The sequence below is a fragment of the Atribacterota bacterium genome (assembly GCA_028717805.1).
Lineage (GTDB): Bacteria > Atribacterota > Phoenicimicrobiia > Phoenicimicrobiales > Stramentimicrobiaceae > Stramentimicrobium.
In genome coordinates, this window is record JAQUNC010000014.1 from 24,350 (window position 1) to 48,190 (window position 23,841).

The window sequence follows — 23,841 nt, forward strand, 5'->3', positions numbered from 1 at the left end:
TCGAAAACACACACAAACTGCAAATCTTATAGATCTTATAGTAGTATCTTTATACCCTACCATTGTTTTCTTAAAATAGTAACACAAAAGAACTGTCCCCTTGTGTACTTAAAGGTAAAGCCTGGTAAGTTCGGTAGTTAAATAGGAAAAAGCCTCATCAACTGTATCACATAATTGAAATAATTTTAGATCCGATTTGCTGATAGTACCATATTTTATCATAGCATCGAAGTTAATGACTTGTTTCCAATATTCTGAGCCATAGATAACAATAGGTAGCTGTTTTTCTAATTTTTTAGTTTGGAGTAGAGTCAGTACTTCAAATAATTCATCCATTGTACCAAAACCACCTGGGAAAATAACCAATCCCTTTGCTAAATAAACAAACCAGAATTTGCGCATAAAGAAATAATGAAATTCAAAATTAAGTTCAGGAGTAATATATTGATTTGGGACTTGTTCCATAGGGATACTGATATTCAGACCAATTGATTTACCACCAGCCTCCTTGGCACCTTTATTAGCTGCTTCCATCATTCCCAATCCTCCTCCTGAACAAACTACAAAGCGAGAATTTGAATTCAGTGATTTAGACCAGGCAGTCAAGCGTTTGGCTAATTCTACAGCATCCTGATAATATCTGGCAATAAAAACCTGATTTTTGGCATTTTCTAATTTTTCCAATAAATGTTTTTTATTTTGTCTACCTATAGCGTTAATCTTTTCTCCTATTTCTTTAAGATGCCTTATCGCTACAATAGGAGGCTTGGTTCGTGCGGAACCAAAAAAAACAATTGTATCATTAATTTTATATTTGCGAAAACGTTGCATGGGCTCCAGTAATTCTGCTAAGATTCGAATAACCCTGGCATCACCGCTATTGATAAAATCTATATTTTTATAGGCTTTTTCTGCTTTTCTTAATTTTTTATTCATAGCAATTAATTGTACTTTCTATAAGATATTCAAGGGGAATCTTTCTATTTAGAACTATATAGTATAACGTATATCATCTTCTTTGAAGGATTTCAAGGGATAACTTCCCTGATTACCTGGTTTTTGTATCTTTATAATAAATATCTTTTGGAATAAAGTATAAATAATTATAGCAATTATATACTATATTTTAAATCTAAAAAATATTTTATATGTTCCATCTGCTTCTACAAAAAAATTCAGGGAATTATATCTGGAGATGTATTAAAACAAAATATAACACTATTTTGCTTGATTAAGTCTAAGGCAAATATTATAATAAATTAAGTAAAAGCTGATTATTGATTAAAAATACATAACTCCGAGCTATTACACCTAATACTGAGGTAATGGTGAATAGCCAAAAGGGAATAAGCGGAAACGCCTATTCCTCCCGTGTTTGGAAAGGAGGTGGATATCAGGTGGAATTAATTAGCCAACACCAGACACAGTGTTGGTTTTTTATTATCTACGTGTCGCTTATACAATAATTTTGAAAGGAAATAGATTTTTATGAAGAGATATTTTTCTATAATGGTAAGTATAATTATGGTAATTATGATAACTTTAACTTTTGTAGTTTCTGCTACACCGATAAACATAAAATTAGCGACAACAACCAGTACGGAAAATTCAGGATTACTTGGAGTTTTACTACCTCCTTTTGAAGAGAAATACAATATAAAAGTAGAAGTAATTGCAGTTGGAACTGGTGCTGCAATTAAGTTGGGAGAAAATGGAGATGTGGATGTTGTCCTGGTACATGCCAGAGCGGCGGAAGATAAGATGGTGGAAGATGGTTATGGAGTAAATCGCAGGGATGTTATGCATAATGACTTTATTATTGTAGGACCGGAAGATGATCCTGTAGGTATAAAAGATGAAAAAGACGCAGCTTTAGCTCTTACCAGAATTGCTAATTCAGAAAAAGAAACATTTTTTGTTTCCCGTGGTGACAATTCCGGAACTCATATAAAAGAATTAGAGTTATGGCAAAGTGCAGGTATGGAACCAAAGGGTGAGTGGTATCTGGAAATTGGACAGGGTATGGAAGCTGCCTTATTAGTAGCAAATGAAAGACAAGGATATGTACTTTCTGACCGGGGGACTTATTTAGCAACTAGAGACAAGATAAAGCTGGTTATTCTTTCAGAAGGCGATCCCCGCCTCTTTAATCCCTATGGAATTATCGCTGTTAATCCAGCAGTACATCCCCATGTTAAATATATGGAAGCCATGCAGCTTATTGCTTGGATGACCTCTATTGAAGGACAAAAAATAGTCGGGGAATTCAAAAAACACGGTGAGGTGTTATTTTTCCCGGATGCTATCAAATAAGAAAAAATTATAGTTTTCAGTGAATTACATTATTTAATAGTATTGGAATTTTTCTAAATTCCGATACTATTAAATAATTTGTAATAAGGAACATGTGGAACATATATACCTGAGTTAAATTTTAATTATGGAGTGAATAATTTATATAATTTATGCCTTAATCCAAATAGCATTTATTACCCAAAATAATGTAGAGAAGATATCCAAGTGAATATTAAATGTTAAGATAGATATTAAACCAGATGTTCTAAAAGGAGAGGATTTCCTCGGAATATCCTGAAAACAATATATTCTAACAAGATTGTCAGAAGAAATTTATAGAATCGAAATGAGAAAAAATGTAGAGTGGTTTTAGGGAAGTTCGCTTCTATGATAAATTTGTAAAGAGAGGTAGTTTTTTGAGCTTTATTTTTGAGGGATTACAGAAAGCTTTTCAATTAATTTTCTCTTTGAATAAGGAAGTTTTCATCATTGTATTATTTTCTTTAAAAGTATCAGGTATTGCTATTCTCTTAGCTTCTTTAACCGGTGTACCACTTGGTTTTTTAATTGGAGTAAAAAAATTTCGCTGGAAGAAATTTACAGTTATACTGCTGAATAATGCCCTGGCAATACCTACGGTGGTAGTTGGCTTAATTATATATTCCTTTATTTCTCGGGTAGGTCCGTTAGGTTATTTTGGGCTGTTGTATACCCCGACTGCCGTAATTATCGGACAATTTTTTTTAGCAACGCCAATTATTATTGCTTTAACCCATTCTGCTATACAGGGAATTGACACTAAAGTAAGAAATACTGCTTTAACTCTGGGTTCAACTGAAATACAAGCAGCCTGGGCAGTGGTAAAAGAAGGTCGTTATACCATTATGTCAGCAATTATTACTGGGTTTGGCAGAATTATAGCTGAAGTAGGAGCAGCTATGATGTTAGGAGGCAACATTAAAGGATCTACTAGAACCATGACTACAGCCATTTCCCTGGAAACTTCTAAAGGTGAGTTTGGTTTTGGTATAGCTCTAGGAATCATATTGTTATTAATTTCTTTGAGTATAAATGTATTTCTTAGTTATATACAAAGTAAAAAGTTATAATAAGGTTAATTGGAATGAATAACTACGTTTTACTTAGAATTGAAAATCTGAAAAAAATCTATGATAAGCGCCTTGTATTGAATATTTCATCTTTTGCATTTGAACAGGGGAAAATTTATGCCATTGTTGGTCCCAATGGTTCTGGTAAAACTACCCTGATTAATATTTTAAGTTTGCTTGATATCCCGGATAACGGGAAAATATTTTTTAAGGAAAAAGAAATAAAAAATATTTCTAAAAATGACCTATTGAAAATCAGGAGACAGATTACTCTAGTTCATCAAAAGCCATTTTTATTTCAAACCACAGTCTATAATAATATAGCTTATGGCTTAAAGATAAGAGGGATTTCTTATTTAGAACAGGAAAAAAGAATTAAAGAAGTTCTTAAAATTGTAGGACTATCCGGTTTTGAGCGAAGAGGATCGAATCAACTTTCAGGAGGAGAAGCACAGCGGGTGGTTATTGCCCGGGCTTTAGCAATAGAGCCAGATATACTTTTTTTAGATGAGCCAACTGCAAATATAGACAAGAGATATATTGAAGCAGTAGAAAGAATCATAAAAAAAATTAATCGTGAACTGAATACTACTGTTATCTTTACTACTCATGACCTTTCTCAAGCATATCGGTTGGCTGATACAATAATATCATTACTGGAAGGTAGGATTATTCAACATATTCCGGAAAATATCTTTAGAGGCAAAATAATACAGGAAAATGGATTGCAATGGTGTAAAATAACAGAGGAAATAAAATTTGCCCTGGTGAGTAAAAGAAGAGGTTATGTTTATATTTACATTGCTCCCAGTGATATAATTTTATCCTATAATCAATTTGCCTCCAGTGCTCAAAATTCGTTTATAGGAAAAGTAATTAAAATTTCTGAACATAACCATCTTATCAGATTAGTAATAGATATAGGCGTAGAATTAGTTAGCGTTATCACCCGTGATTCATTTCTAAAAATGAACATAAATATAAGCAGCAATATTTGCCTCACCTTTAAAGCCTCTGCTGTAAAATGTTTTTGATTGTTTCTTGTACTGCCCAAAAGCTTTTTTTCGATGGGATATGACCGGTAAAATATTTCTTTTAAAAGATATACAAAAAAAGAAAAAAGAATTGAAAACAGTAACTAATAAAAAGTCCCTTCTCTCCTTAGGTTTCTTGAGGCTATCAGTTATAGTGCGTGCTGTTTATAAGAAGAATTACCAGGGAGTGTTTTTTGTTCTGTTATATGATATACTTATTCTGGAATTAAATATTTTTAATATAAATAGACCAAGATTTTTTTACTAATTAATTTAGCTTATAATAAAAAGTGTTAATCAAGATACTGGCTCCATTAAATTTATTCTAAAGTAAATCATGATTTAATCCTGAATAAATCATTTGGATAATTGAGTTCCAATTCATATTTATTTATTCATAAAAACGACTTACTTGGAAGATGGTGATGATTAAATAGGATATTCTTGCCATACAAATAAATATAAACCAGCTGATCATTTTTTACCCGAAGTCCAAAGCAGGGAGTTGTATTTCCGGGCAATATTAAGTTAAAATATAGGTAAAAAGCTAAAAGTGGAAAAGTAGAATAAAAAATGATAAGAAAACGGTATATTTTGCTCAGAGGTTCTTCAAGCTAAATGTATGAAGGTTGCCTCTTTAACCATTATACAGATGATTTTGAAAAGAAAAAAGTTTCAGGAGGTGATAATAAAGAAAATATAAAAACTTGAGAATTTAGTTCTTAGTAAATTCTTAGTAAATTAGGCGTTTGTCAAAATATCTTAATAGAAAAGAAAGGAAGAAAATAAATGAAAAAAAATTTAATTGTTTTTGCTTTAGCTGGATTGATGCTTTTAATAGGTAGCGTAGCATTAGCTCAGGATGTGGTAAAATTCGGTGTCGCCGAACCAATGACTGGCGCTATGGCAGTTGGAGGAGAGCTATGCTGGCGGGGTTATGAGTTAGCTCATGAGCAAATCCCAACAGTATTAGGCAAAAAAATTGAATTAGTTCTGGTTGATAATAAGAGTGATAAAGTTGAAGCTGCCAATGCGGTTTCCAGGCTTATTGAAAGAGAAGGGGCTGTAGCAGTTTTTGTTAGTTATGGTAGCGGTATGGCTATTCCGGGCGGTGAAGTTGCCAATAAAGCGGGAATACCGCTGCTTTCTGGCACTGCCACCAATCCCTTAGTCACTCAGGGAAAAGAATATGTATTTCGTGCTTGCTTCATTGATCCCTTCCAGGGTCAGGTTATGGCTCAGTATGCTTATGAAACTCTAGGAGTTAGAAAATCTGCTCTGTTAGTTGACATTGCTCAGGATTATTCGGTTGGACTGGCTAATTTCTATAAAAGAACCTTTGAGGCACTGGGGGGAGAGATTGTAAGTGATACTAAATATAATACCGGTGACCAAGATTTTAGTGCCCAATTAAGCCAGATTATTGCTTCTGGAGCAGAAGCTCTCTTCTTCCCTGGATATTTTGGAGACGTTGCCCTGATAGCTATTCAAGGCAGAGAATTAGGGTATATAGGTCAATATTTAGGTGGTGATACTTTACACAATCCGGTTTTGATAGATCTAGCAAAAGATGCTTCTGAAGGTCTAATTGCCAGTACTTTCTTTGCTGAAGACCAACCTGCTACACCTGAATCTGAAAAATTTGCTAAACTTTTCAGAGAAAAATATAATTTAGCTCCTGATGCTGTATCAATTCTTTGCTATGATTCCTATAACCTAATGGTTGATGCCATTGAAAGAGCAGGTTCATTTGATCCAGTTGCAATCAAGGATGCCTTAGCTTCTACCAAAGGTTTTCAGGGTGCTGGTGGGTCTATCACCATTGACGAAAATGGTGATGCTATTAAACCGGCTGTTTTAGTGAAGATTGTAAACGGAGAATATAAATATGAAGCTACTGTCTATCCTTAATTTGAGATAGATAAGTAATTGATATTATAGGCAAAAGAGATAGGATTAAGTCCTATCTCTTTTGCCTATAATGATTATGAAGTTTTCATTCCAATAATGACAAGGAGAAGTCCATGACAATAAATCTATTCTTGCAGAATATTGCGAATGGCCTATCACTGGGTACTTTATATGCTTTAATTGCCATAGGATATACCATGGTTTATGGAATTTTAAGATTAATAAACTTTGCCCATGGAGAAATATTTATGTTGGCACCATATTTCCTTTATTTTGGATTCTTGATTTTTCATCTGCCCTGGTGGGCTTCAGCAATGGTTGCCATTGGGTTAACTGCTTTGACTGGTGTATTGACTGAAAGGATTGCCTATAAACCTTTGCGAGATGCACCTAGAATTTCAGCTTTAATATCGGCAATTGGAGTATCTTTCTTTCTGCAAAATTTAGCTATTGTAGTTTTTTCTGGTATTCCCAAATCTGTTCATCGACCAGCATTTTTTACCAGACTTTTTCAATTTGGAGAGATTCGTATTCAATCAACTCTGTTTGCTTCCATTGGGATATCTATTATATTTCTATCCCTATTAATCTATATTATCTATCAAACAAAAACCGGTTTAGCAATGAGGGCAATATCGAGAGATATTGAAACATCCAGATTAATGGGAATTGATGTAAACAGAGCAATTTCGGTAACTTTTGTTATTGGTTCATCGCTGGCAGCAGTAGGAGGTATTCTCTGGAGTCTTAGATTCCCACAGCTATTTCCCACCATGGGTATGATACCTGGTTTAAAAGCCTTCATTGCTGCTGTAGTTGGAGGTATCGGTAGTATTCCGGGTGCTATGCTGGGTGGGTTTGTTTTAGGTATGTCTGAGATTTTATTTGTAACATTTTTCCCTGCCCTGTCAGGTTATAGAGATGCCTTTGTCTTTATAATTCTAATTTTAATATTATTGTTTAAGCCCGATGGTATTTTAGGCATAAAGGTACAAGAGAAGGTGTAACACAATGAAAAAACAAAGTGATAAAATATATACCCTGATAGCTTTAATAATACTTTTTTTATTTGTGTACTTTGCGCAGAATAAATTGGACGCTTATAAGATAAGAATTCTTAATCTCGGTGCGATATATGTTACTCTTGGAGTAAGTTTAAATTTAATATATGGATTTACCGGACAATTCTCTCTGGGTCATGCCGGTTTTATGGCAATTGGTGCCTATGTAACGGCCTTATTAGTTCTCCCTCCTTATTATAAGGAAATAATTTTTATATTGGAACCTTTAGCCTGGCCCTTTACGGTAATCCACGCTCCATTTATAGTAGCCTTATTCTTAAGCGGATTAGTTGCTGCTTTGGCTGCCTTTGTAATCGGTTTACCTGTACTAAGATTGAAAGGGGATTATCTGGGAATTGCTACCCTGGGATTTGCCGAGATAATCAGAATCGTTGCCAATAATATTCCTCACATTACTAATGGTGCTTTGGGCATTAAGGGTATTCCAGAATATACCAATCTCTGGTGGACGGTAGGGGTAGCAGTGGTAACCATTTATATTATTAAAGGATTAATTAATAGTAGTTTTGGAAGAGCGTTAATGGCAATTAGAGAAAATGAGATTGCAGCTGAAGTTATCGGAATAAATCTCACTTATCATAAAGTAATGTCCTTTACTATTAGTGCCTTCTTTGCCGGAGTAGGGGGTGGCTTATTTGCCTGTTTATTGACTACTATAGATCCAAAGGCGTTTATGTTCGTGATGACCTTTAATATTTTGGCTGTAGTAGTGCTCGGTGGATTAGGAAGTATAACCGGAACAGTTATTGCTGCTTTTCTCTTTAATTTCTTTCTAGAATATCTTCGTCCTATTGAAGCTGGCTTTAATTTAGGACCACTTAATTTTCCACCTATACCAGGATTAAGGATGGTTTCTTTCTCAGTCCTGCTTTTAATTCTTATTCTGTATAAACAAAGGGGTTTGATGGGGGGAATTGAATTCTCCTGGAGAGGATTCTTTCAACTGATTAATAGAATATTTACTAATAAAAAACCCACTGAAGGGAGTGCCTCTTAATGGAAATATTAAATATAGATAATATCACCATAAAATTCGGTGGCTTAACAGCAGTGAAGCATTTCAAATTGGAACTAATAACCGGAGAGCTGGTAGGATTAATCGGTCCTAACGGTGCTGGCAAAACTACGGTCTTTAATATGATTACTGGTATATATACTCCTACCGAAAACAGGATATATTTTCAAAATATGGATATCACTAGAATGAAGCCAGATAAAATAGCCAAGTTAGGTATTGCCAGAACCTTCCAAAATGTGAGGCTTATGGAAAATTTAACAGTCATTGATAATGTAATGATTGGATTTCACCTCCATTTACAATCAGGTCTCGCCTCTGCCATCTTTAAATTTCCAGGCTATGTCAAGGAAGAAGAAAACATCTACCAGAAATCTATAGAATTACTGGAGAAAGTTGATTTAGAAAAATGCAAATTGGAAAAGGCAGGGAGTCTTCCCTACGGTCAGCAGAGAAAATTGGAAATTATCAGAGCCTTAGCAACAGAGCCTAAGATTTTACTTCTGGATGAACCAGCTGCAGGCATGAATCCTCAGGAAACTAAGGAGCTTATGCGTTTTATTCAGAAAATAAGGGAAGATTTTGATTTGACCATTTTATTGATAGAACATGATATGAAGGTAGTAATGGGAATATGCGAGAGAATAGTAGTTCTAAATTATGGTGTAACGATTGCTGAGGGGAATCCCGAAGAGATACAACATAATCCAGAAGTTATCAAAGCTTATTTGGGGGTGGAAGCTCAATATGCTTAAAATAGAAGATTTGAACGTTTTTTATGGTGGAATACACGCTTTAAAAGGTATCACTTTTGAAGTACCGCAAGGTAAAATTACTACACTTATTGGTGCTAACGGTGCCGGAAAAAGCACTACCTTGAGAGCCATATGTTCATTGGTTAAAACAAAGACTGGGAAAATAATATTTCAAGATAAAAATATTAATAATTTTTCAACTGACCATATTGTCAAGATGGGTGTAGCAATGGTCCCTGAAGGGAGAAAAATATTTCCTAATTTAACAGTAAAGGAAAATTTAGAGTTAGGTGCCTTTACCCGGCAAGATAATGAAGGAATTGCTAAAGATTTAGAGTGGGTTTATGAGCTATTTCCCAGGTTAAAGGAGAGACTCTGGCAAAAAGGGGGCACTTTATCCGGTGGAGAGCAGCAGATGCTATCAGTAGCTAGAGGATTAATGTCTCGTCCCAAACTTTTAATGTTAGACGAGCCTTCTTTGGGTTTGGCACCATTATTGGTACAGGAAATAATAGAGACCATTCATAAAATCAGTCAGGAAGGAATAACGATTCTTTTAGTGGAACAGAACGCCTTTGCTGCTTTAAAAATATCTGATTATGCCTATGTACTGGAAACAGGCTGTCTTGTTTTAAAGGGTAGCGGGGAAGACCTACTGAATGATGAGAAGGTTAAAAAAGCCTATCTGGGAGAGTAGAAGATGTTAGATATTTTCAATTTGAAGGGCAAAGTTGCACTTATTACTGGTTCCAGTCGTGGTTTGGGTTTAGTCTTGGCTCGAGGACTGGGAGAGGCGGGAGCCCGAATAGTGCTCAATGGCAAAGACAAGAATAGGCTAAAACAGGCTGTGGAAAGGTTAAAAGGAGAAGGATTGGAGGTAGTTGGATACCCTTTCGACATTACCGACAAAGAAGAGATTAAAGAACAAATTGTTAATATGGAGAGAGAGATTGGCTTCCTTGATATATTGGTAAATAATGCCGGGATACAGATAAGGAAGCCCCTTGAGGTATTTGAAGAATCAGCCTGGAGAAAAGTGATTGATACCAACCTTACCGGAGCCTTCTTGGTTAGTCAGCAAGTGGCAAGAGGTATGATTAAGCGGAAATCAGGGAAAATTATAAATATTTGCTCTTTACAAAGCGAGATTGGCAGAGAAACCATAGCTCCCTATGCGGCAGCCAAGGGTGGTCTAAAGATGTTAACTAAAGCTATGAGTGTAGAATGGGCTAAATATAATATACAGGTTAATGGCATTGGTCCCGGCTATTTTATTACCGAGATGACCCTTCCTCTAAGTCAGGATAAGTCATTTGATTCCTGGCTTAAAAATCGTACTCCAGCTCATCGTTGGGGGAATCCTGATGAATTGATTGGTACCATTATATTCCTGTCTTCTTCTGCCTCCGATTTTATTAATGGACAGATTATTTATGTAGATGGCGGACTGTTAGCTTCAATTTAGATATTTGCATGGGACACTAGTAATAGCTTATAGTAAAGTACTATTATTACTGACATTGTAAAAAATAAGAAAATTGAGAGAATGGTATATCAAAATGAAATTTTCAGCGTGGTTATATGGATTTATAGGTTTTATCGGTTTCTTAGGATTCCAGGGGTTTGCTCATAATAATCCCTATGAATTGTTATTTTTTACTTTCTTTGCCTTTTTTGCCTATTTTAAATTTTTACGAAAGGAATTGGAATATCTTGGTTTATTAGGATTTGTAGGATTATTTGTTGCTATTTTGGGCTTAGTAGGAATTATCAAGGTTTAATTATCATAATTTTCGTAAAAATCCTTTCTTATTTAATTAATATAATACCCTTAAGAATAATAATTTTGCTTAACAATCAAAATATAGTCTTTTTATGGTTTAAAGTTTAAATAAAAATATTTAACCATAAGGATTAAAATATACCAGCTATATTGTTTGTTTGACTGAGGTTCGAAATAAAAATTATGCTAGAAAAAATCGATTCCAAATTGTTTTATCTTTTATGAATAACCATTTAGATATAATGAAAAGATATTTATTAATTATTTTATTTATCTCTTCAATTGCCATTCTGGCAAATGCCAAAACTTATTTTATTAGTCAGGTAATAGATGGAGATACATTCCTTCTGAAGACTAACGAAATAGTTCGTTTATTAGGCATTGATGCCCCAGAGATTGGACAACCGGGGTATGATCTAGCCAAATGGTTTTTATTTTACATAACCGAAGGAGAAGAGATTATCCTGGAGAAAGATTTTCAGGATAAGGATGAACATGGACGGCTATTGCGTTATGTTTTTTTAAAAAAGAACAGCCAAATGATAAATGAATTAATGCTTAGATATGGTCTGGCTGATTTTCGCTATCTTTCGTTAGATGCCAAATATTATCAAAGATTAGAGGAAGTGACATTAAGGGCAGAAAAAAATAAACATGGTTTATGGGCTTTCTCAGTTTTTCCACCAGGTCAAATTAAAGGTGAAGATTATTCTGTCAAGGTAATTAGCTGGCAGGAAGCCCCCGTCTATATTAATCAAATAGTTACTCTGGAGGGTTCTATCTTAAGGACTTATGATTCTGGTAAGGCCTGCTTTTTAAATTTCCAGCGTAATTGGCAGGGGACCATAGATTTAGTAATCTTCGCTGAACATTATCATTTATACCCTGCTAATCCAGCTGTGTATTTTTTAAATAAAAAAATAAAGGTTACCGGTTTAATTCAATTACATAATGGGAATCCTCAAATGATAATTAAATCTCCACAACAAATTAGCATAATTGATATAATAGATAAATAATAGTTGTTATGGAATTCAAAATACATTAAGGAAGATTAATGTTAGAATATCCACCACATTCTCAAAAAAATAAAATCATCACAATAAAAAAGAAACCATTGATAGCCTTCTTTTGTTCCTATACTCCTCAGGAAATAATTTTAGCATCCGGTTTTCAACCCCAGAGAGTAATTCCACTTGGTTTTGATCCTTCTTTGGCTAATACCTTTCTTGATAGTAATTTTTGTCCTTTTGTACGCAGTATTTTAAGCTGGGCAATAAAGCAGGGTCAGGATAATGTTATGGCACCTTTTATTTTATTGAATTCCTGTGATGGTATGCGCCGTTTATACGATGTAATGAGCTATTATTTCAGAGATTCCTTTATTTATTTTCTGGACTTACCCAGAAAGAGAGATAAGGCAAGCGAAGAACTTTTTAAATCATATTTGTATGACTTGAAGCACAGTTTGGAAGATTTTACCGGCAGAGAAATAACAGATGAAGCATTACAAGAGGCCATCAGGGAGAGCAATGAATTCCGTACTATTTTTATGAGATTGGATGAAATGAGAAAAAAACAGAATCCCAATCTTTCTTATTATGATTTTTTTAAACTGATTCAAGATAGGATGCAGGTAATAAAAAAAATTTACGGTCTATACTCTAATGATTCTATAATGTATGATTCCCATTTGATTACAAAGCAGAATCAGCCGGGGGAAAAGAAAAAAACTCCTAGAATATTATTGACCGGCTCAGTCCTGGACAATGCAGTGATAATTAAGGTAATTGAAGAATATGGAGGAATTATTGAGTTAGCTGACCATTGTAATGGCTGGCGTTATTATATGAATAAAATAGATGAAACTAATCCAGATAAGATTGATGCTATTGCCAGCTTTTATTTACATAAGATTTCTTGCCCAAGAATGATGGAAAGCGTAGCAAGAGAAGAAAAATTGTTGGAAATTATCACAGACAGAAAGATAGATGGAGTGATATTTTATACTCAGAAATTTTGCGATATCTCTCTGTTTCAAATACCTTTATTAAGAGAAAAAATAAAATCTCTGGGAGTACCCTCATTATGTTTAGAAGGAGAATTTAGCGACAATATTAGTGGACAGGTTAGAACGAGAATACAGGCTTTTATGGAGGCTATAGAATTTGGGTAATATAATAAATAGTGATTTAAAAGATAGAATCATCATATCCTTAGCTCAGAGCTCCTTCACCTATAAACTTATTAGGAAAGTAGGAAGTTATTATTTTAGAAAATCCGATAGTAGTTTCTTGTTCTGGTTAAATTTTTATACCAGGCAATTGGAAATAGCTTATCAGCAAAAGAAACCGGTAGTGTGGGCTAGTATATTTACTCCTTCCGAATTACTTTATGCTCTGGATCTTATTCCCCTATACCCGGAAATGATTTCTGCTTCAGTAGCTTCTCTTAATCTGGCAGATTATTTTATAGAGACAGCTGAATCTAATTTTTATTCGCCGGATTTATGTTCTTTTTACCGGGTTGCCAGTGGGATGTCTTTGAAAAATTGTCTTCCCAGACCAGATATGGTAATTTCTACTTCATTGTTATGCGATGGTTCAGTAAAATTCTTTCAAAATGTTAGCAGATATTATGGTTGTGATTACTATTTGATTGACCCACCATATGAAAGGAATCAAGGTTCTCGAAAATATTTAGTCAATGAATTAAAAAAATTAGTTCAATGGGTAAGCAAAAGAACTAATGAACAGTTTTCTTCGATTAAACTTAGAAAAGCTCTCGAATTAGCTAATCAAAGCACATTGCTGATTAAAAAAATTAACCAGATAAGGGAAAAGGTTCCTGCTCCATTATCTGGTTGGAATGCGCTTGCTTATCAGTTATATATGTATTTTGCTTCTTTGGGTTCAAGGGATGGATTGAATTTTTATGAATTACTAGCCCGGGAAGTAAAAAACAATGCAATCCAGGATAAAGGTGTTGTTGAGAGGGAGTGTATTCGAATTTTATGGTTACACCAGTTAAGACCCTACTATCCAAATATTATCTGGCAGATTATGTTAGATTATAAGGCTGTGATTGCTTTTGAAGAAATAAACCAGGTATTTTGGTTAGAATATGACCTTACTCAACCCTTTTCAGGTTTAGCAGACAAGATATTAGCCAATCCAGGCGCAGGATCTTTAAGTCGTCGCATTTCATCTATTGAAAATCTGATTAAGAAATATAAAATTGATGGAGTAATTCATTTTAATCAAAGGGGATGTCGCCAGAGTTGTGGGGGAGCTTCCATGATAAAAGATTATTTGAAGGCAAAGGGAATTCCTATGTTTATTCTGGACGGGGATGGCATAGATAAGCGCAATTACTCAGAAGGACAAACCAGAACAAGATTAGAAGCCTTTTTTGAAATTCTCAGTCAAAATAGATAAAGTCTTGAGAATTAAGATTCTTAATTATACAATTATAGAAAAAAGGAGATACCATGGTCGTAGCTGGTATAGACATCGGTGCTATAACTACTAAAGTAGTATTGATGAATGAGCAGAAAATTGAAAGCTATGTTGTTATAAAAAGTAGAGTGGGAATAAATCAGAATGCCAGAGAATGCTTTGAACAGGTATTACAGAATTCCGGTTATCAAAGAAAAGAGGTAACTTCTATTGTGGCAACTGGTTATGGCAGAATAAATGTACCATTCGCCCATAAGTGTATAACAGAAATTACCTGCCACGCCAAAGGAGCTTACTGGCTCAATCCAGCTGTACGCACTATAATTGATATAGGTGGTCAAGATAGCAAAGTTATCTCTATTTCTGAGAGTGGACAGGTTATTGACTTTATGATGAATGATAAATGTGCCGCAGGGACTGGTAGATTTCTGGAAGTAATGGCTCAAGCTTTAGAAGTAGCGCTGGAAGATTTAGGAGACCTTTCTTTGCAATCAAAAAAGAAAGTACATATTAGTTCTATGTGTACCGTATTTGCAGAATCTGAGGTTATATCACTGATTGCGGATGGTTATCGAAAAGAAGATATTATTCGCGGATTGCATGAAGCAATTACCAATCGCATATATTCTATGGTAGTTCGCTTACCTATTACAGATGTTATAGCCTTAACCGGTGGGGTAGCTAAAAACAGGGGAATAATACTAAGCTTTAAAAAGAAAATAAAGAAAAAATTGTATCTACCTCCTGAACCTCAAATAGTAGGAGCTATAGGCGCTGCTCTGCTTGCTCATGATTTAGCAAAATAAATTAATTTTATCATGGTGATAGTTGAAACTGAAATCCCCTCCTAAGAGGACCTACCGTATTACAAGTAGCCAGAGCAATGAAGGCAAAGGATTTTCAGTTTTAGAGGCCTTTCAGAAGTCATAAAAAGAGTACCCTATCAGAATTGGTCTTAAATTGGTCTTTTTTAATATGCTAAAATAGACCAAAATAATTATGAACACAATCTTTAATATAGGAGGGTATTTATAAAATCTTAAGAATAATTATTTCAGAAGTTAATATAAAATGAGAAATTGGATTAAATGTAAGGTATCTATAAAATATTTGACATTGATTTTTATTATTGTTGTTACAGGATTGGTTTTAACTGAAAGTTCTAAAGTAAAGACAGTGACTCCTTATTATCAATTACAATATCAGGCAGCAAAAATTATGTCAGAATCTTTAGAGGCTATCCGAGAAGAAAGAGAAGCGAGAGGAATACTTATCAATAATCAATTAGATCCCAACAGAACCGGATTAATTGGTGAAGAATATACCCAATTGACCACCACTCTGGGTAATCTTAGTGCCAAAAGGACTTCTACCAATCCTGATTTTGCTGCCTTAATGGTGAAATATTTTCAGCAGGCTGACTTAAAATCCGGTGATATCATAGCTGTTGGTTCCAGTGGCTCATTTCCTGCCTTAATCCTGGCTACTTTTACGGCATGCAAGGTTATGGAGATTACTCCCATCTCCATCTATGCTATAGGAGCTTCTGAGTATGGAGCCACTATTCCTGATTTTACTTTTATTGATATGCTGGAGATTTTAAATCAGAGAAACATTATCAATTATAAACTGGCAGCAGTTTCTATGGGAGGTAATCAAGATCAGGCAGAAGGGATGTTTTTCCAGGATTCTAAGAAAACTATTGAGGACATTGCTGAGCAATCACATATTACATTTATTAATACCGGTAGTTTAATAGGCAATATTCAAGAAAGGTTAAAAATTTATCGGGAAGAAGCAGAAGGGAATGTGATTGAATTATTTGTCAATATTGGAGGAGCCTCTGCCAATTTTGGAGATAGCCTTGCCTCTATTACTTTTCCTAATGGTCTAGTGCAGGGAGGTCTGGAAATTCCTGCTCTTGCAGAAAGAGGATTAATATTTGAATTTTTAGCTGCAGGGATTCCCGTAGTTCATCTCTTAAATATTCGAGATTTAGCTATAAAAAATCGCCTTCCCCTGGATCCCATCCCCTTACCGGAAATTGGTCAATCCGAAATATACTTCGAACATAAATATCAAAAAGAGATTATTATATTAACAATTTTTATAGTCATCAGCTTTATAATATACTTAAAAAAAGCAAAAATAATTATGTAAATACATAAGAAATGGGAAAAAGATAATTGCTTTTAGTGGAAAATAGATTTACAATAATGCTAATTAATTTATAAATCAAGAAGGTTTTTAATCAGGTGAGTAAGAATCATAGAGATAGAACAAAGATCATTCTGGTTCGCCATGGAGAATGTCAGGGTAACAGAGAAGGCCTATTTCGCGGAAGAAGTGATTTTCCCTTAAATGAGCTTGGATTTCTTCAAGCAAAAGAATTAGCTGCTGAGATGAGCTTATATCAACCAATTAAGATATTTACCAGCCCCCTCTTACGTGCCAAACAAACTGCACAGGTTATTGGTCAACAATGCCACGCTGAAATTGAAGTAAATGAGGGAATAAATAATATTGAATTGGGTCCCTGGGAAGGACAGGCTAAACAATTTATTGCACAGCAATACTCCGAAGAATGGAAAATATGGTTACGCGAGCCAGAAAAACTAACCGTCCCCGGTATTGAAACTTTAGATCAGGTTCAGCAAAGAGCTAGAAAAGAACTGGATAAAATTAGAAAGGATTTTGATGGCAAGACAGTGCTTATCGTTTCCCATCGTGCTGTCTTAAAGCCCTTAATAGCATCCTGTCTGGAAATGAGCAAACCTTATTTCTGGCGTATTCATATGGACACTGCGGCTTATACCATTTTACACTATGCAAGGTGGAGTGGCTATACCCTGGTCCAATTAAATCAAAACAGGCATCTCAGTGAATTTATTTCTGAGTGGGAATAAGTGGGAAGCAAATGTTTTTAACCTTAGTAAAAAGGAGAATAAAATGGATAAAATAAATTTGAGTCCTATTAAAAAGCCCTTAATAGTTTTTCTTATTCTTATTTTATTCAGTTTAACTGTTCCTTTTTTATTACCTGCCACATTTTTTGGTGCCTATCTATTCTGGATAATTTTATCACTGGTAGTTATTTTATATGGACTCCTGATCATAGGTGGTGGAAAATAAAATGAGTAGGCCATCTATTATGCTCTGGGGTTTACTAATATGGTTTCTTCTGGGTTGTTTAGTTTCTTATTTAGCCAGGAAAAGAACAGGACCGGGCATTGTCGAATACTTTATTGCTAATCGAACTATTGGCGGCTTTGTTTCGGCAATGACTTACAGTGCTACAACCTATAGTGCCTTTATGATGGTAGGTTTGGTGGGCATGACTTATTCCATGGGCATAAGCGTAATGGGTTTTGAACTATCTTATTTAATGGGAACCATATTATTATTAGTATTGTTTGCCCCTTATTTCTGGTCAATAGCAAAAAAGTATGATTGTATTTCACCGGTGGAATTACTGAGCAAGGTGTATCAGAGTCGCTTGCTGGGCGGTATTGCTACTATATTCTCTATGCTTATGTTAATACCCTATATGTCGGTTCAGTTTACTGGTATTGGCTATCTTCTGGAAACCTTAACCGGAATTCCCTATCAGGTGGGCGTTTTCTTAACTCTGATTATAATCTTAGTCTTTACTCTCTGGGCTGGTATGCGTTCTGTTGCCTGGACTGATTGTATGCAATCTGTTATTATGTTGGTTTCTTCCTTATTACTTTTATATTATGTTATGAACTACTTTATGGGAGGTGTGGGTTCCTTTTTTCAAATTATTCAAAATGACCATACTGAGCTCTTGGCAGCTAATAAAATGCCCTATCATAGATTTCTGGGACTTACTGTTCCCTGGCTTTTCTTTGCTTTAACCAATCCTCAGGTTGCCCAAAGGATGTTTATACCAAAAGATCAAAAAAGTCTCAAGATAATGATTATAGGCTTTTCTATATTTGGCCTGATTTATACCCTCATTGTAGTTCACCTGGGACTGGCAGCTCGACATATCTTTCCGGAGGTTACCAATACAGATATGATTACTCCCTTAATATTAGAAAAAACGCCTGTTCTGTTAGCTCTTATAGTCTTTCTGGGCATTGTAGCAGCTTCTGTATCTACCATAAATTCTATTATTCTGACTCTCAGTTCTATGTGTACAGTGGACATATATGGTCAGTTATTTGAAGTAGAGGAAAAGACTAAATTAATATTTGGTAAAATTATGGTGCCTGTTATTGCGATATTGGCCTTTCTCTTTTCATTAGGAAAGTTTGGCATTATAGTTGAATTATCGGTAATGTCTTCTGCCGGTCTCTTGGCTCTGGCACCCAGTTATTTTGGTATTTTCTGGCCAAAGAGAGATTTAATAGCTGCGCTTAGTAGCATTATTATTGGGGGATTAAGTGTTATTACCATGTACTTTACAGGCTACTATCCCTTAGGAATCTGGCCAGGAGTATGGTGTATCATTATCTCCACTATTATTTTTATTGTGATAGCTGAAATAAGATTTCCTAAACATAAGGCTATTTGAAAAAGAAGTACAATCTAGATAATCAGGCTTGATAATTCTGAAAATATCTTTCTAACCGATTCATCCCTTCCTTTATATTTTCTAAAGAGGTGGCATAAGAAATTCTTAAATAACCTTCTGTGTTCTTTCCAAAGTCAATGCCGGGAGTTACAGCTACTCTGGCTTTTGCTAAAATATCAAAAGCCATCTGAAAGGAATTGTTAGTATATTTTTTGACATTAGCCAGAGCATAAAAAGCCCCGGCTGGTTCTACCTGACAGGCGATACCAGTTTCCTGAAGTCGTTTGAGAAGATAGATACGCCTCTGATTGTATATTTCAGCCATATTTTTAACTTCATCATCGCATTCTTTCAAAGCTGTAATTCCGGCAGTTTGAATAAAAGCATTGGCACAGATAAAAAAGTTTTGCTGAATTTTTTGCAAAGGTCTAATATATTCCGGAGGAGCAATTAAATAGCCCAGACGCCATCCGGTCATAGCATATCGTTTGGAGAAGCCATCCAGAATAAAGGTGCGGTCAGTAAATTCAAGCATAGAATGCTCTTTTCCTTTATACACTAAGCCGTGATATATTTCATCGGAAAGAGTATAATAACCTAAATTGGCAATAGCCTCAAGATTCTCTTTACTATAAATCATTCCGGTAGGATTAGCAGGAGAATTTACCATAATTAACTTAGTTCTGGGAGTGATATATTTTTTAATCAGTTTAAGATTATATTTAAAATCCTCTTCTTCATACACGGGAACAAAAACCGGGTTTCCGCCTAAAAAATTTATCATTTTTGGATAACAGGCATAATGTGGATCAGAAAGAATGACCTCATCGCCATGTTCTAATGTTGCGGCAAATATAAGATACATTGCCGGAGAAGTACCGGAAGTAACAATAATCTGTTCCGGAGAAATCTTCAGATGATATTTTCTATGATAATAATTAACTATTTCTTCTCTTAGTTCGAGTTTACCCATACTGTTAGTATAATGAGTATCACCATCCCGGATTGCCTCAATAGCTGTCTTTTTAATAATGGGGGGTGTGTCAAAATCAGGTTCTCCCACCTCCAGATGGATAATATGCAAACCTGATTTTTCTTGTTGCTGGGCTTTTTCCATTACATCCATTGCTATGAAAGGTTTAATTGAGTTTGCATTTTCTGTGATTTGAAAATCGTGTTTTTGTGTCATATTAATAATCCCTACCTTTACTTCATATATTTATATCTGGTCTCTGGAATGAATAAATGAAGAATATTTTAATTTTATATTCTAATATATTTTTGGGGAAATAAAAAGTAATAAACTTAAAAATATATTCTTTTTCTTAGAAAATAATCAGAAGGAGGTATTTTGAAATTAATATTAATAAAATAGTGGAAAGTAGAATGATTTTATGTTAAATTAGTATAAAATTTTAATATTGAAATCAAATTACTGGTTGTAATAAGGGATGTCAAAACCACGAATTATTATCATATATGAGTCATATCACCACCAGAACACTGAGAAAGTTGCTCAGGTAATTACTCAAAGACTCCAGGCTGATTTATACAAACCAGATCAGATTAAGCCTGCTAAGTTGTTAGACTATGAAGCAATTGGAATTGGCACTGGTATCTATTTTGGTAAACCACACCAAAAAATTCAATCATTCTTGGATAATTTACCAGCTTTATCCGGTCAAAAAACCTTTCTTTTTACCACCAGCGGAAATATTGAAAAAAAATATATAAAGCGTATTCTTAATAATATTATTTATAAAGCCGAACAAAAGGGATTGAAAGTACTTGATTGTCTTTCTATCAAAGGATGGGATACCTTTGGTCCTCTGGTATTGTTAGGCGGAATAAATAAAGGGCATCCTGATTTAACAGATTTACATAAAGCAGAATTATTTGCCAATAAAGTACTAAATGAGTTATAATTTGTACTTCTGTGTTAAAATAGAAAAATGATAGCTAAAAATAGAACTAGTGATGAGTGTAAGAAAGGAGATTTGATATGAAGATCAGTTTTTTAGGAGCTAATCGTCTGGTATCTGGTTCCTGTTATCTTATCCAGACTAAATATAAGAAATTTTTAATAGATTGTGGCCTTTTTCGAGGAGATGAAGCTATTACTCGCTTAAATTATCTACCATTTTCTTTTCGGCCTGAAGAAATAGATTTTATTATTCTTAGTCATGCCCACATTGACCATTGTGGAAGAATTCCCCAACTTTATAAAGGAGGCTTTCATGGGCAGATCTATTGTACAAAATCTACCATGGAGCTTTGTTCTATCATGATTCCTGATAGTGGACAGATTCAGGAAGAAGAAGCAGAAGAGGAGAATCAAAGGAGACTTAGAACTGGTGAACCATTTGTAGAACCACTTTATAGTATTGAAGATGCCTTAGACTGTCTTTTATTATTTCGAGCTGCACCATATCAATATAAAATCAGTATTGATGAAAATATTAGTTTCAGATTTCAGGATGCCGGACATGTTTTAGGTTCAGCTGCTATTGAATTATGGGTAAACGAGGATGGTAGAACCTGTAAGTGGTTATTTTCAGGTGATATTGGACGAAAGAATAAACCATTTTTAAAAAATCCACAACATGTTAAAGAAGCAGACTATGTAGTAATTGAATCCACTTATGGAGCAAGAAAACATCGTCCTTATCGACAGGAAGTGAAAAGGTTTTTTTCCATTATTGATAAAACCATAAAAAGGGGAGGGAATGTTATTATCCCAGCTTTTGCCTTGCAGAGGGCACAGGATATTATTTATGAATTAAGTCACTATTATAATTTACAACTGAGACAATTAACAAAACAAGACAAAAAGCTAAAGAAATTGAGGTTTTATCTTGATAGCCCCTTGGCCATCGCTGCAACTAAGATATATCGAAATAATCTCCAGGATTTTGCTCAAAAAGATTTAAGGATTATGGAAAAGAGAAATCAGTTACTTGATTTTCAATCTTTGAGAATGACCAGTACGGCAAAATCTTCCAAACAGATAAATAGTTCTAAAAGAAGTAAAATAATCATTTCTGCTAGCGGTATGTGTGATGGAGGTAGAATCCAGTACCACCTGAAAGAACACCTCTGGAAGAAAGAATCATCAATTATTTTTGTAGGTTATCAAGCTGAAGGAACTTTGGGTAGAAGGATAGTCAGTGGTGAAAAAAGCTTAGATATTTTGGATGAAATGGTTGATGTAAGAGCAGAAATCTATCATCTTGATGGTTTTTCATCTCATGCAGATCAAGATGAATTATTATGGTGGATGAAAGGATTGCGAAACAAGCCTAAAAAGGTTTTTGTAGTACACGGGGAAAAAGAAGAATCAGAATCTTTTGCTGAATTACTCCAGCAACAATTAGGCTTTGATGCTTATACACCTGCTCTTGGTGAGACCTTTCTCATTAGGGATAAGAAGATTATCACTCAGGGAATGATAAAAGATAGCAATAAGGAATTACAGCTGGACGAAATTTTGACTGATTTAAATAAAATTAAACATAAATTTTATCTCTTGTTAAATGAAATGGAACTTTCCGGCATAGAGAATGAACAGGAAAGCATTTGGTATAAAATAAAACAGCAAGTGGAAGAATTGCAAAAAGATATTCGTAAAGTGAAATATTTAATTAAGGAAAATGAGTTAGAAGTTTAGTCCGAACAATCTTAATAATACCTTATTTAAGCTATTAGTATATTTTTAAATTGGTCTCATATCTGGAGTGTGGCAGCATGAAATATGATATACTGGAAAGCATTATTAGTGTGTCACTAAAAGCTGGTAACTTTATTCGACATTATTATGAAAGTAGAGAATTCAGAGTATCAGAGAAAAAGGATTGTCATGATCTGGTAACCAACGTTGATCGTGAATCACAAGAAATAATTACCACTGAGCTCTCCAACAGATTCCCTGATATTCCTGTTATTGGAGAAGAAGATAAAGATATACTAAAAAAAGAGCATGCCTTTTTTATTGACCCTTTAGATGGCACTTTAAACTTTGTAAAACAGGTCCCCTTTTTTACAGTATCTGTTGGTTACTGGAGGGAAAATAAACCGGTTTGTGGTGTTGTTTTTGATCCGCTTCGGCAGGATCTTTTTTATGCCCGAAAGGGGGCTGGTTCTTATCGTAATGGTAGGCAGATAAAAACAACTGATAGTAATAACGGTAAATATCAATTATTTGCCTCAGATTGGGGTCATGAACCATATTATTATAATAAAAATATTCTGATGACACAAAGATTACTCAAGGAGAATTCATATTTATTTCGATTCATGGGCTGTGCCAGTCTGGCAATTTGTTATGTAGGCGCAGGGGTACTGGATGGTTACTGGCACTATAAACTTGCTCCCTGGGATATGGCAGCCGGAGTATTAATAGCCGAGGAAGCCGGAGCCAGCGTTACTTTAATTAATGGGAAACCATTTGACCTCTGGCAGAAGGATATACTGGTAGTAGTTCCCAATTTAAAGAATAAGGTTATACCAATATTTAATAGTATTTGAATGTAAAATCGATTACCAAATATTGGATGAATACTAATGATAAATAAGCATACCGTATGGCATATTAGAGCATAGATAGCATAAAGTTTATAGGGGAATAACTGTATGAGATTGCCACGCACTGCCAAAGCAGTGCTCGCAATGACCTTGAAGTTGATAGTTTTTATAGTTAAAGGTTTATAGTTTTTGGTTAAACTTCTTTTGGGTGGGTACGACTTCAGGACATGAGTAACAAAAAACTTCAAGACATAGGTAACACTTTCTAATAAAATAACAGATGAAAACTTAGTAAAAGGAGTGTTCATCTGATGCCTTGGAGGGAACAAAAAATAATG

The 23,841-nt window shown here is 34.6% G+C and carries 23 protein-coding genes and 1 riboswitch; of the genes, 21 read left to right on the plus strand and 2 right to left on the minus strand.

Translation table 11 applies throughout. The features are described 5' to 3' along the window. Nucleotides 1–108 precede the first annotated feature (108 nt). A complete protein-coding gene (locus tag PHD84_04590; protein MDD5637077.1) occupies nt 109–936 on the minus strand; it encodes an LOG family protein in 828 nt (275 codons plus the stop codon). 347 nt (nt 937–1,283) lie between these two features. Beyond that, a riboswitch (molybdenum cofactor riboswitch) is annotated at nt 1,284–1,402 on the plus strand. 86 nt (nt 1,403–1,488) lie between these two features. Between PHD84_04590 and PHD84_04595 the strand changes: the two genes are divergently transcribed. The 18 genes from PHD84_04595 to PHD84_04680 all read left to right on the plus strand — a co-directional run bounded on the left by PHD84_04595 (nt 1,489) and on the right by PHD84_04680 (nt 18,982). Further along, complete coding sequence (locus PHD84_04595) at nt 1,489–2,313, plus strand: substrate-binding domain-containing protein (protein MDD5637078.1); 825 nt, start codon at nt 1,489–1,491, stop codon at nt 2,311–2,313. 398 nt (nt 2,314–2,711) lie between these two features. Continuing rightward, nucleotides 2,712–3,404, plus strand: a complete 693-nt coding sequence (locus PHD84_04600) for an ABC transporter permease (protein MDD5637079.1) — start codon at nt 2,712–2,714, stop codon at nt 3,402–3,404. A 14-nt stretch (nt 3,405–3,418) separates the two neighbouring features. Next, nucleotides 3,419–4,438, plus strand: a complete 1,020-nt coding sequence (locus PHD84_04605; GenBank protein ID MDD5637080.1) for an ATP-binding cassette domain-containing protein — start codon at nt 3,419–3,421, stop codon at nt 4,436–4,438. 789 nt (nt 4,439–5,227) lie between these two features. Further along, nucleotides 5,228–6,349 carry an ABC transporter substrate-binding protein gene (locus PHD84_04610; protein MDD5637081.1) on the plus strand — a complete coding sequence of 374 codons (1,122 nt, stop codon included), beginning with the start codon at nt 5,228–5,230 and terminating at the stop codon, nt 6,347–6,349. 113 nt (nt 6,350–6,462) lie between these two features. Next, nucleotides 6,463–7,356 (plus strand): branched-chain amino acid ABC transporter permease, encoded by an 894-nt coding sequence (locus tag PHD84_04615; GenBank protein ID MDD5637082.1) that lies wholly within the window; start codon nt 6,463–6,465, stop codon nt 7,354–7,356. Between the two features lie 4 nt (nt 7,357–7,360). Continuing rightward, on the plus strand, nt 7,361–8,428 hold the full coding sequence (locus PHD84_04620) for a branched-chain amino acid ABC transporter permease (GenBank protein ID MDD5637083.1): 1,068 nt from the start codon (nt 7,361–7,363) through the stop codon (nt 8,426–8,428). Beyond that, on the plus strand, nt 8,428–9,201 hold the full coding sequence (locus tag PHD84_04625; GenBank protein MDD5637084.1) for an ABC transporter ATP-binding protein: 774 nt from the start codon (nt 8,428–8,430) through the stop codon (nt 9,199–9,201). Before PHD84_04620 ends, PHD84_04625 begins: the two co-directional genes overlap by 1 nt. After that, nucleotides 9,194–9,898, plus strand: a complete 705-nt coding sequence (locus tag PHD84_04630) for an ABC transporter ATP-binding protein (protein ID MDD5637085.1) — start codon at nt 9,194–9,196, stop codon at nt 9,896–9,898. Before PHD84_04625 ends, PHD84_04630 begins: the two co-directional genes overlap by 8 nt. Before the next feature lie 3 nt (nt 9,899–9,901). Continuing rightward, on the plus strand, nt 9,902–10,666 hold the full coding sequence (locus PHD84_04635; GenBank protein ID MDD5637086.1) for an SDR family NAD(P)-dependent oxidoreductase: 765 nt from the start codon (nt 9,902–9,904) through the stop codon (nt 10,664–10,666). Between the two features lie 94 nt (nt 10,667–10,760). Continuing rightward, a complete protein-coding gene (locus PHD84_04640; protein ID MDD5637087.1) occupies nt 10,761–10,982 on the plus strand; it encodes a DUF3796 domain-containing protein in 222 nt (73 codons plus the stop codon). A gap of 244 nt (nt 10,983–11,226) precedes the next feature. Next, nucleotides 11,227–12,003, plus strand: coding sequence for a thermonuclease family protein (locus PHD84_04645; GenBank protein ID MDD5637088.1), 777 nt, complete (start codon nt 11,227–11,229; stop codon nt 12,001–12,003). Between the two features lie 38 nt (nt 12,004–12,041). Further along, the gene (locus PHD84_04650) at nt 12,042–13,160 is read left to right on the plus strand and encodes a 2-hydroxyacyl-CoA dehydratase family protein (protein ID MDD5637089.1); all 1,119 of its coding nucleotides are present in this window, start codon (nt 12,042–12,044) and stop codon (nt 13,158–13,160) included. Further along, on the plus strand, nt 13,153–14,421 hold the full coding sequence (locus PHD84_04655; GenBank protein MDD5637090.1) for a 2-hydroxyacyl-CoA dehydratase family protein: 1,269 nt from the start codon (nt 13,153–13,155) through the stop codon (nt 14,419–14,421). Before PHD84_04650 ends, PHD84_04655 begins: the two co-directional genes overlap by 8 nt. A gap of 53 nt (nt 14,422–14,474) precedes the next feature. Continuing rightward, nucleotides 14,475–15,248 (plus strand): acyl-CoA dehydratase activase, encoded by a 774-nt coding sequence (locus PHD84_04660; protein ID MDD5637091.1) that lies wholly within the window; start codon nt 14,475–14,477, stop codon nt 15,246–15,248. 265 nt (nt 15,249–15,513) lie between these two features. After that, a complete protein-coding gene (gene pgsW, locus PHD84_04665; protein MDD5637092.1) occupies nt 15,514–16,602 on the plus strand; it encodes a poly-gamma-glutamate system protein in 1,089 nt (362 codons plus the stop codon). Nucleotides 16,603–16,697: 95 nt separating this feature from the next. Then, nucleotides 16,698–17,348, plus strand: a complete 651-nt coding sequence (locus PHD84_04670) for a histidine phosphatase family protein (GenBank protein ID MDD5637093.1) — start codon at nt 16,698–16,700, stop codon at nt 17,346–17,348. Between the two features lie 43 nt (nt 17,349–17,391). Next, entirely contained in the window at nt 17,392–17,574 is a 183-nt protein-coding gene (locus PHD84_04675; GenBank protein ID MDD5637094.1) for a hypothetical protein, read from the plus strand. A gap of 1 nt (nt 17,575) precedes the next feature. Next, the gene (locus PHD84_04680; GenBank protein ID MDD5637095.1) at nt 17,576–18,982 is read left to right on the plus strand and encodes a sodium:solute symporter family protein; all 1,407 of its coding nucleotides are present in this window, start codon (nt 17,576–17,578) and stop codon (nt 18,980–18,982) included. Nucleotides 18,983–19,004: 22 nt separating this feature from the next. Here PHD84_04680 and PHD84_04685 read toward each other — a convergent pair whose 3' ends face one another. Continuing rightward, entirely contained in the window at nt 19,005–20,171 is a 1,167-nt protein-coding gene (locus PHD84_04685) for a pyridoxal phosphate-dependent aminotransferase (protein ID MDD5637096.1), read from the minus strand. Between the two features lie 262 nt (nt 20,172–20,433). Between PHD84_04685 and PHD84_04690 the strand changes: the two genes are divergently transcribed. From PHD84_04690 to PHD84_04700, 3 genes are all read left to right on the plus strand, one after another. Next, nucleotides 20,434–20,907, plus strand: coding sequence for a flavodoxin domain-containing protein (locus tag PHD84_04690; GenBank protein ID MDD5637097.1), 474 nt, complete (start codon nt 20,434–20,436; stop codon nt 20,905–20,907). A 77-nt stretch (nt 20,908–20,984) separates the two neighbouring features. Then, nucleotides 20,985–22,649, plus strand: coding sequence for an MBL fold metallo-hydrolase (locus PHD84_04695; GenBank protein MDD5637098.1), 1,665 nt, complete (start codon nt 20,985–20,987; stop codon nt 22,647–22,649). A gap of 77 nt (nt 22,650–22,726) precedes the next feature. Beyond that, entirely contained in the window at nt 22,727–23,506 is a 780-nt protein-coding gene (locus PHD84_04700; GenBank protein MDD5637099.1) for an inositol monophosphatase family protein, read from the plus strand. The last annotated feature ends 335 nt before the right edge of the window (nt 23,507–23,841 follow it).

What these genes read in the sequence shown, in the direction of transcription:
- PHD84_04635 (MDD5637086.1), top strand. Translation starts at nt 9,902, where the DNA reads ATGTTAGATATTTTCAATTTGAAGGGCAAAGTTGCACTTATTACTGGT.
- PHD84_04615 (MDD5637082.1), top strand. Translation starts at nt 6,463, where the DNA reads ATGACAATAAATCTATTCTTGCAGAATATTGCGAATGGCCTATCACTG.
- PHD84_04625 (MDD5637084.1), top strand. Translation starts at nt 8,428, where the DNA reads ATGGAAATATTAAATATAGATAATATCACCATAAAATTCGGTGGCTTA.
- PHD84_04605 (MDD5637080.1), top strand. Translation starts at nt 3,419, where the DNA reads ATGAATAACTACGTTTTACTTAGAATTGAAAATCTGAAAAAAATCTAT.
- PHD84_04645 (MDD5637088.1), top strand. Translation starts at nt 11,227, where the DNA reads ATGAAAAGATATTTATTAATTATTTTATTTATCTCTTCAATTGCCATT.
- PHD84_04640 (MDD5637087.1), top strand. Translation starts at nt 10,761, where the DNA reads ATGAAATTTTCAGCGTGGTTATATGGATTTATAGGTTTTATCGGTTTC.
- PHD84_04595 (MDD5637078.1), top strand. Translation starts at nt 1,489, where the DNA reads ATGAAGAGATATTTTTCTATAATGGTAAGTATAATTATGGTAATTATG.
- PHD84_04610 (MDD5637081.1), top strand. Translation starts at nt 5,228, where the DNA reads ATGAAAAAAAATTTAATTGTTTTTGCTTTAGCTGGATTGATGCTTTTA.
- PHD84_04675 (MDD5637094.1), top strand. Translation starts at nt 17,392, where the DNA reads ATGGATAAAATAAATTTGAGTCCTATTAAAAAGCCCTTAATAGTTTTT.
- PHD84_04685 (MDD5637096.1), bottom strand. Translation starts at nt 20,171, where the DNA reads ATGACACAAAAACACGATTTTCAAATCACAGAAAATGCAAACTCAATT.
- PHD84_04680 (MDD5637095.1), top strand. Translation starts at nt 17,576, where the DNA reads ATGAGTAGGCCATCTATTATGCTCTGGGGTTTACTAATATGGTTTCTT.
- pgsW (MDD5637092.1), top strand. Translation starts at nt 15,514, where the DNA reads ATGAGAAATTGGATTAAATGTAAGGTATCTATAAAATATTTGACATTG.
- PHD84_04690 (MDD5637097.1), top strand. Translation starts at nt 20,434, where the DNA reads ATGTCAAAACCACGAATTATTATCATATATGAGTCATATCACCACCAG.
- PHD84_04620 (MDD5637083.1), top strand. Translation starts at nt 7,361, where the DNA reads ATGAAAAAACAAAGTGATAAAATATATACCCTGATAGCTTTAATAATA.
- PHD84_04630 (MDD5637085.1), top strand. Translation starts at nt 9,194, where the DNA reads ATGCTTAAAATAGAAGATTTGAACGTTTTTTATGGTGGAATACACGCT.
- PHD84_04695 (MDD5637098.1), top strand. Translation starts at nt 20,985, where the DNA reads ATGAAGATCAGTTTTTTAGGAGCTAATCGTCTGGTATCTGGTTCCTGT.
- PHD84_04650 (MDD5637089.1), top strand. Translation starts at nt 12,042, where the DNA reads ATGTTAGAATATCCACCACATTCTCAAAAAAATAAAATCATCACAATA.
- PHD84_04660 (MDD5637091.1), top strand. Translation starts at nt 14,475, where the DNA reads ATGGTCGTAGCTGGTATAGACATCGGTGCTATAACTACTAAAGTAGTA.
- PHD84_04590 (MDD5637077.1), bottom strand. Translation starts at nt 936, where the DNA reads ATGAATAAAAAATTAAGAAAAGCAGAAAAAGCCTATAAAAATATAGAT.
- PHD84_04700 (MDD5637099.1), top strand. Translation starts at nt 22,727, where the DNA reads ATGAAATATGATATACTGGAAAGCATTATTAGTGTGTCACTAAAAGCT.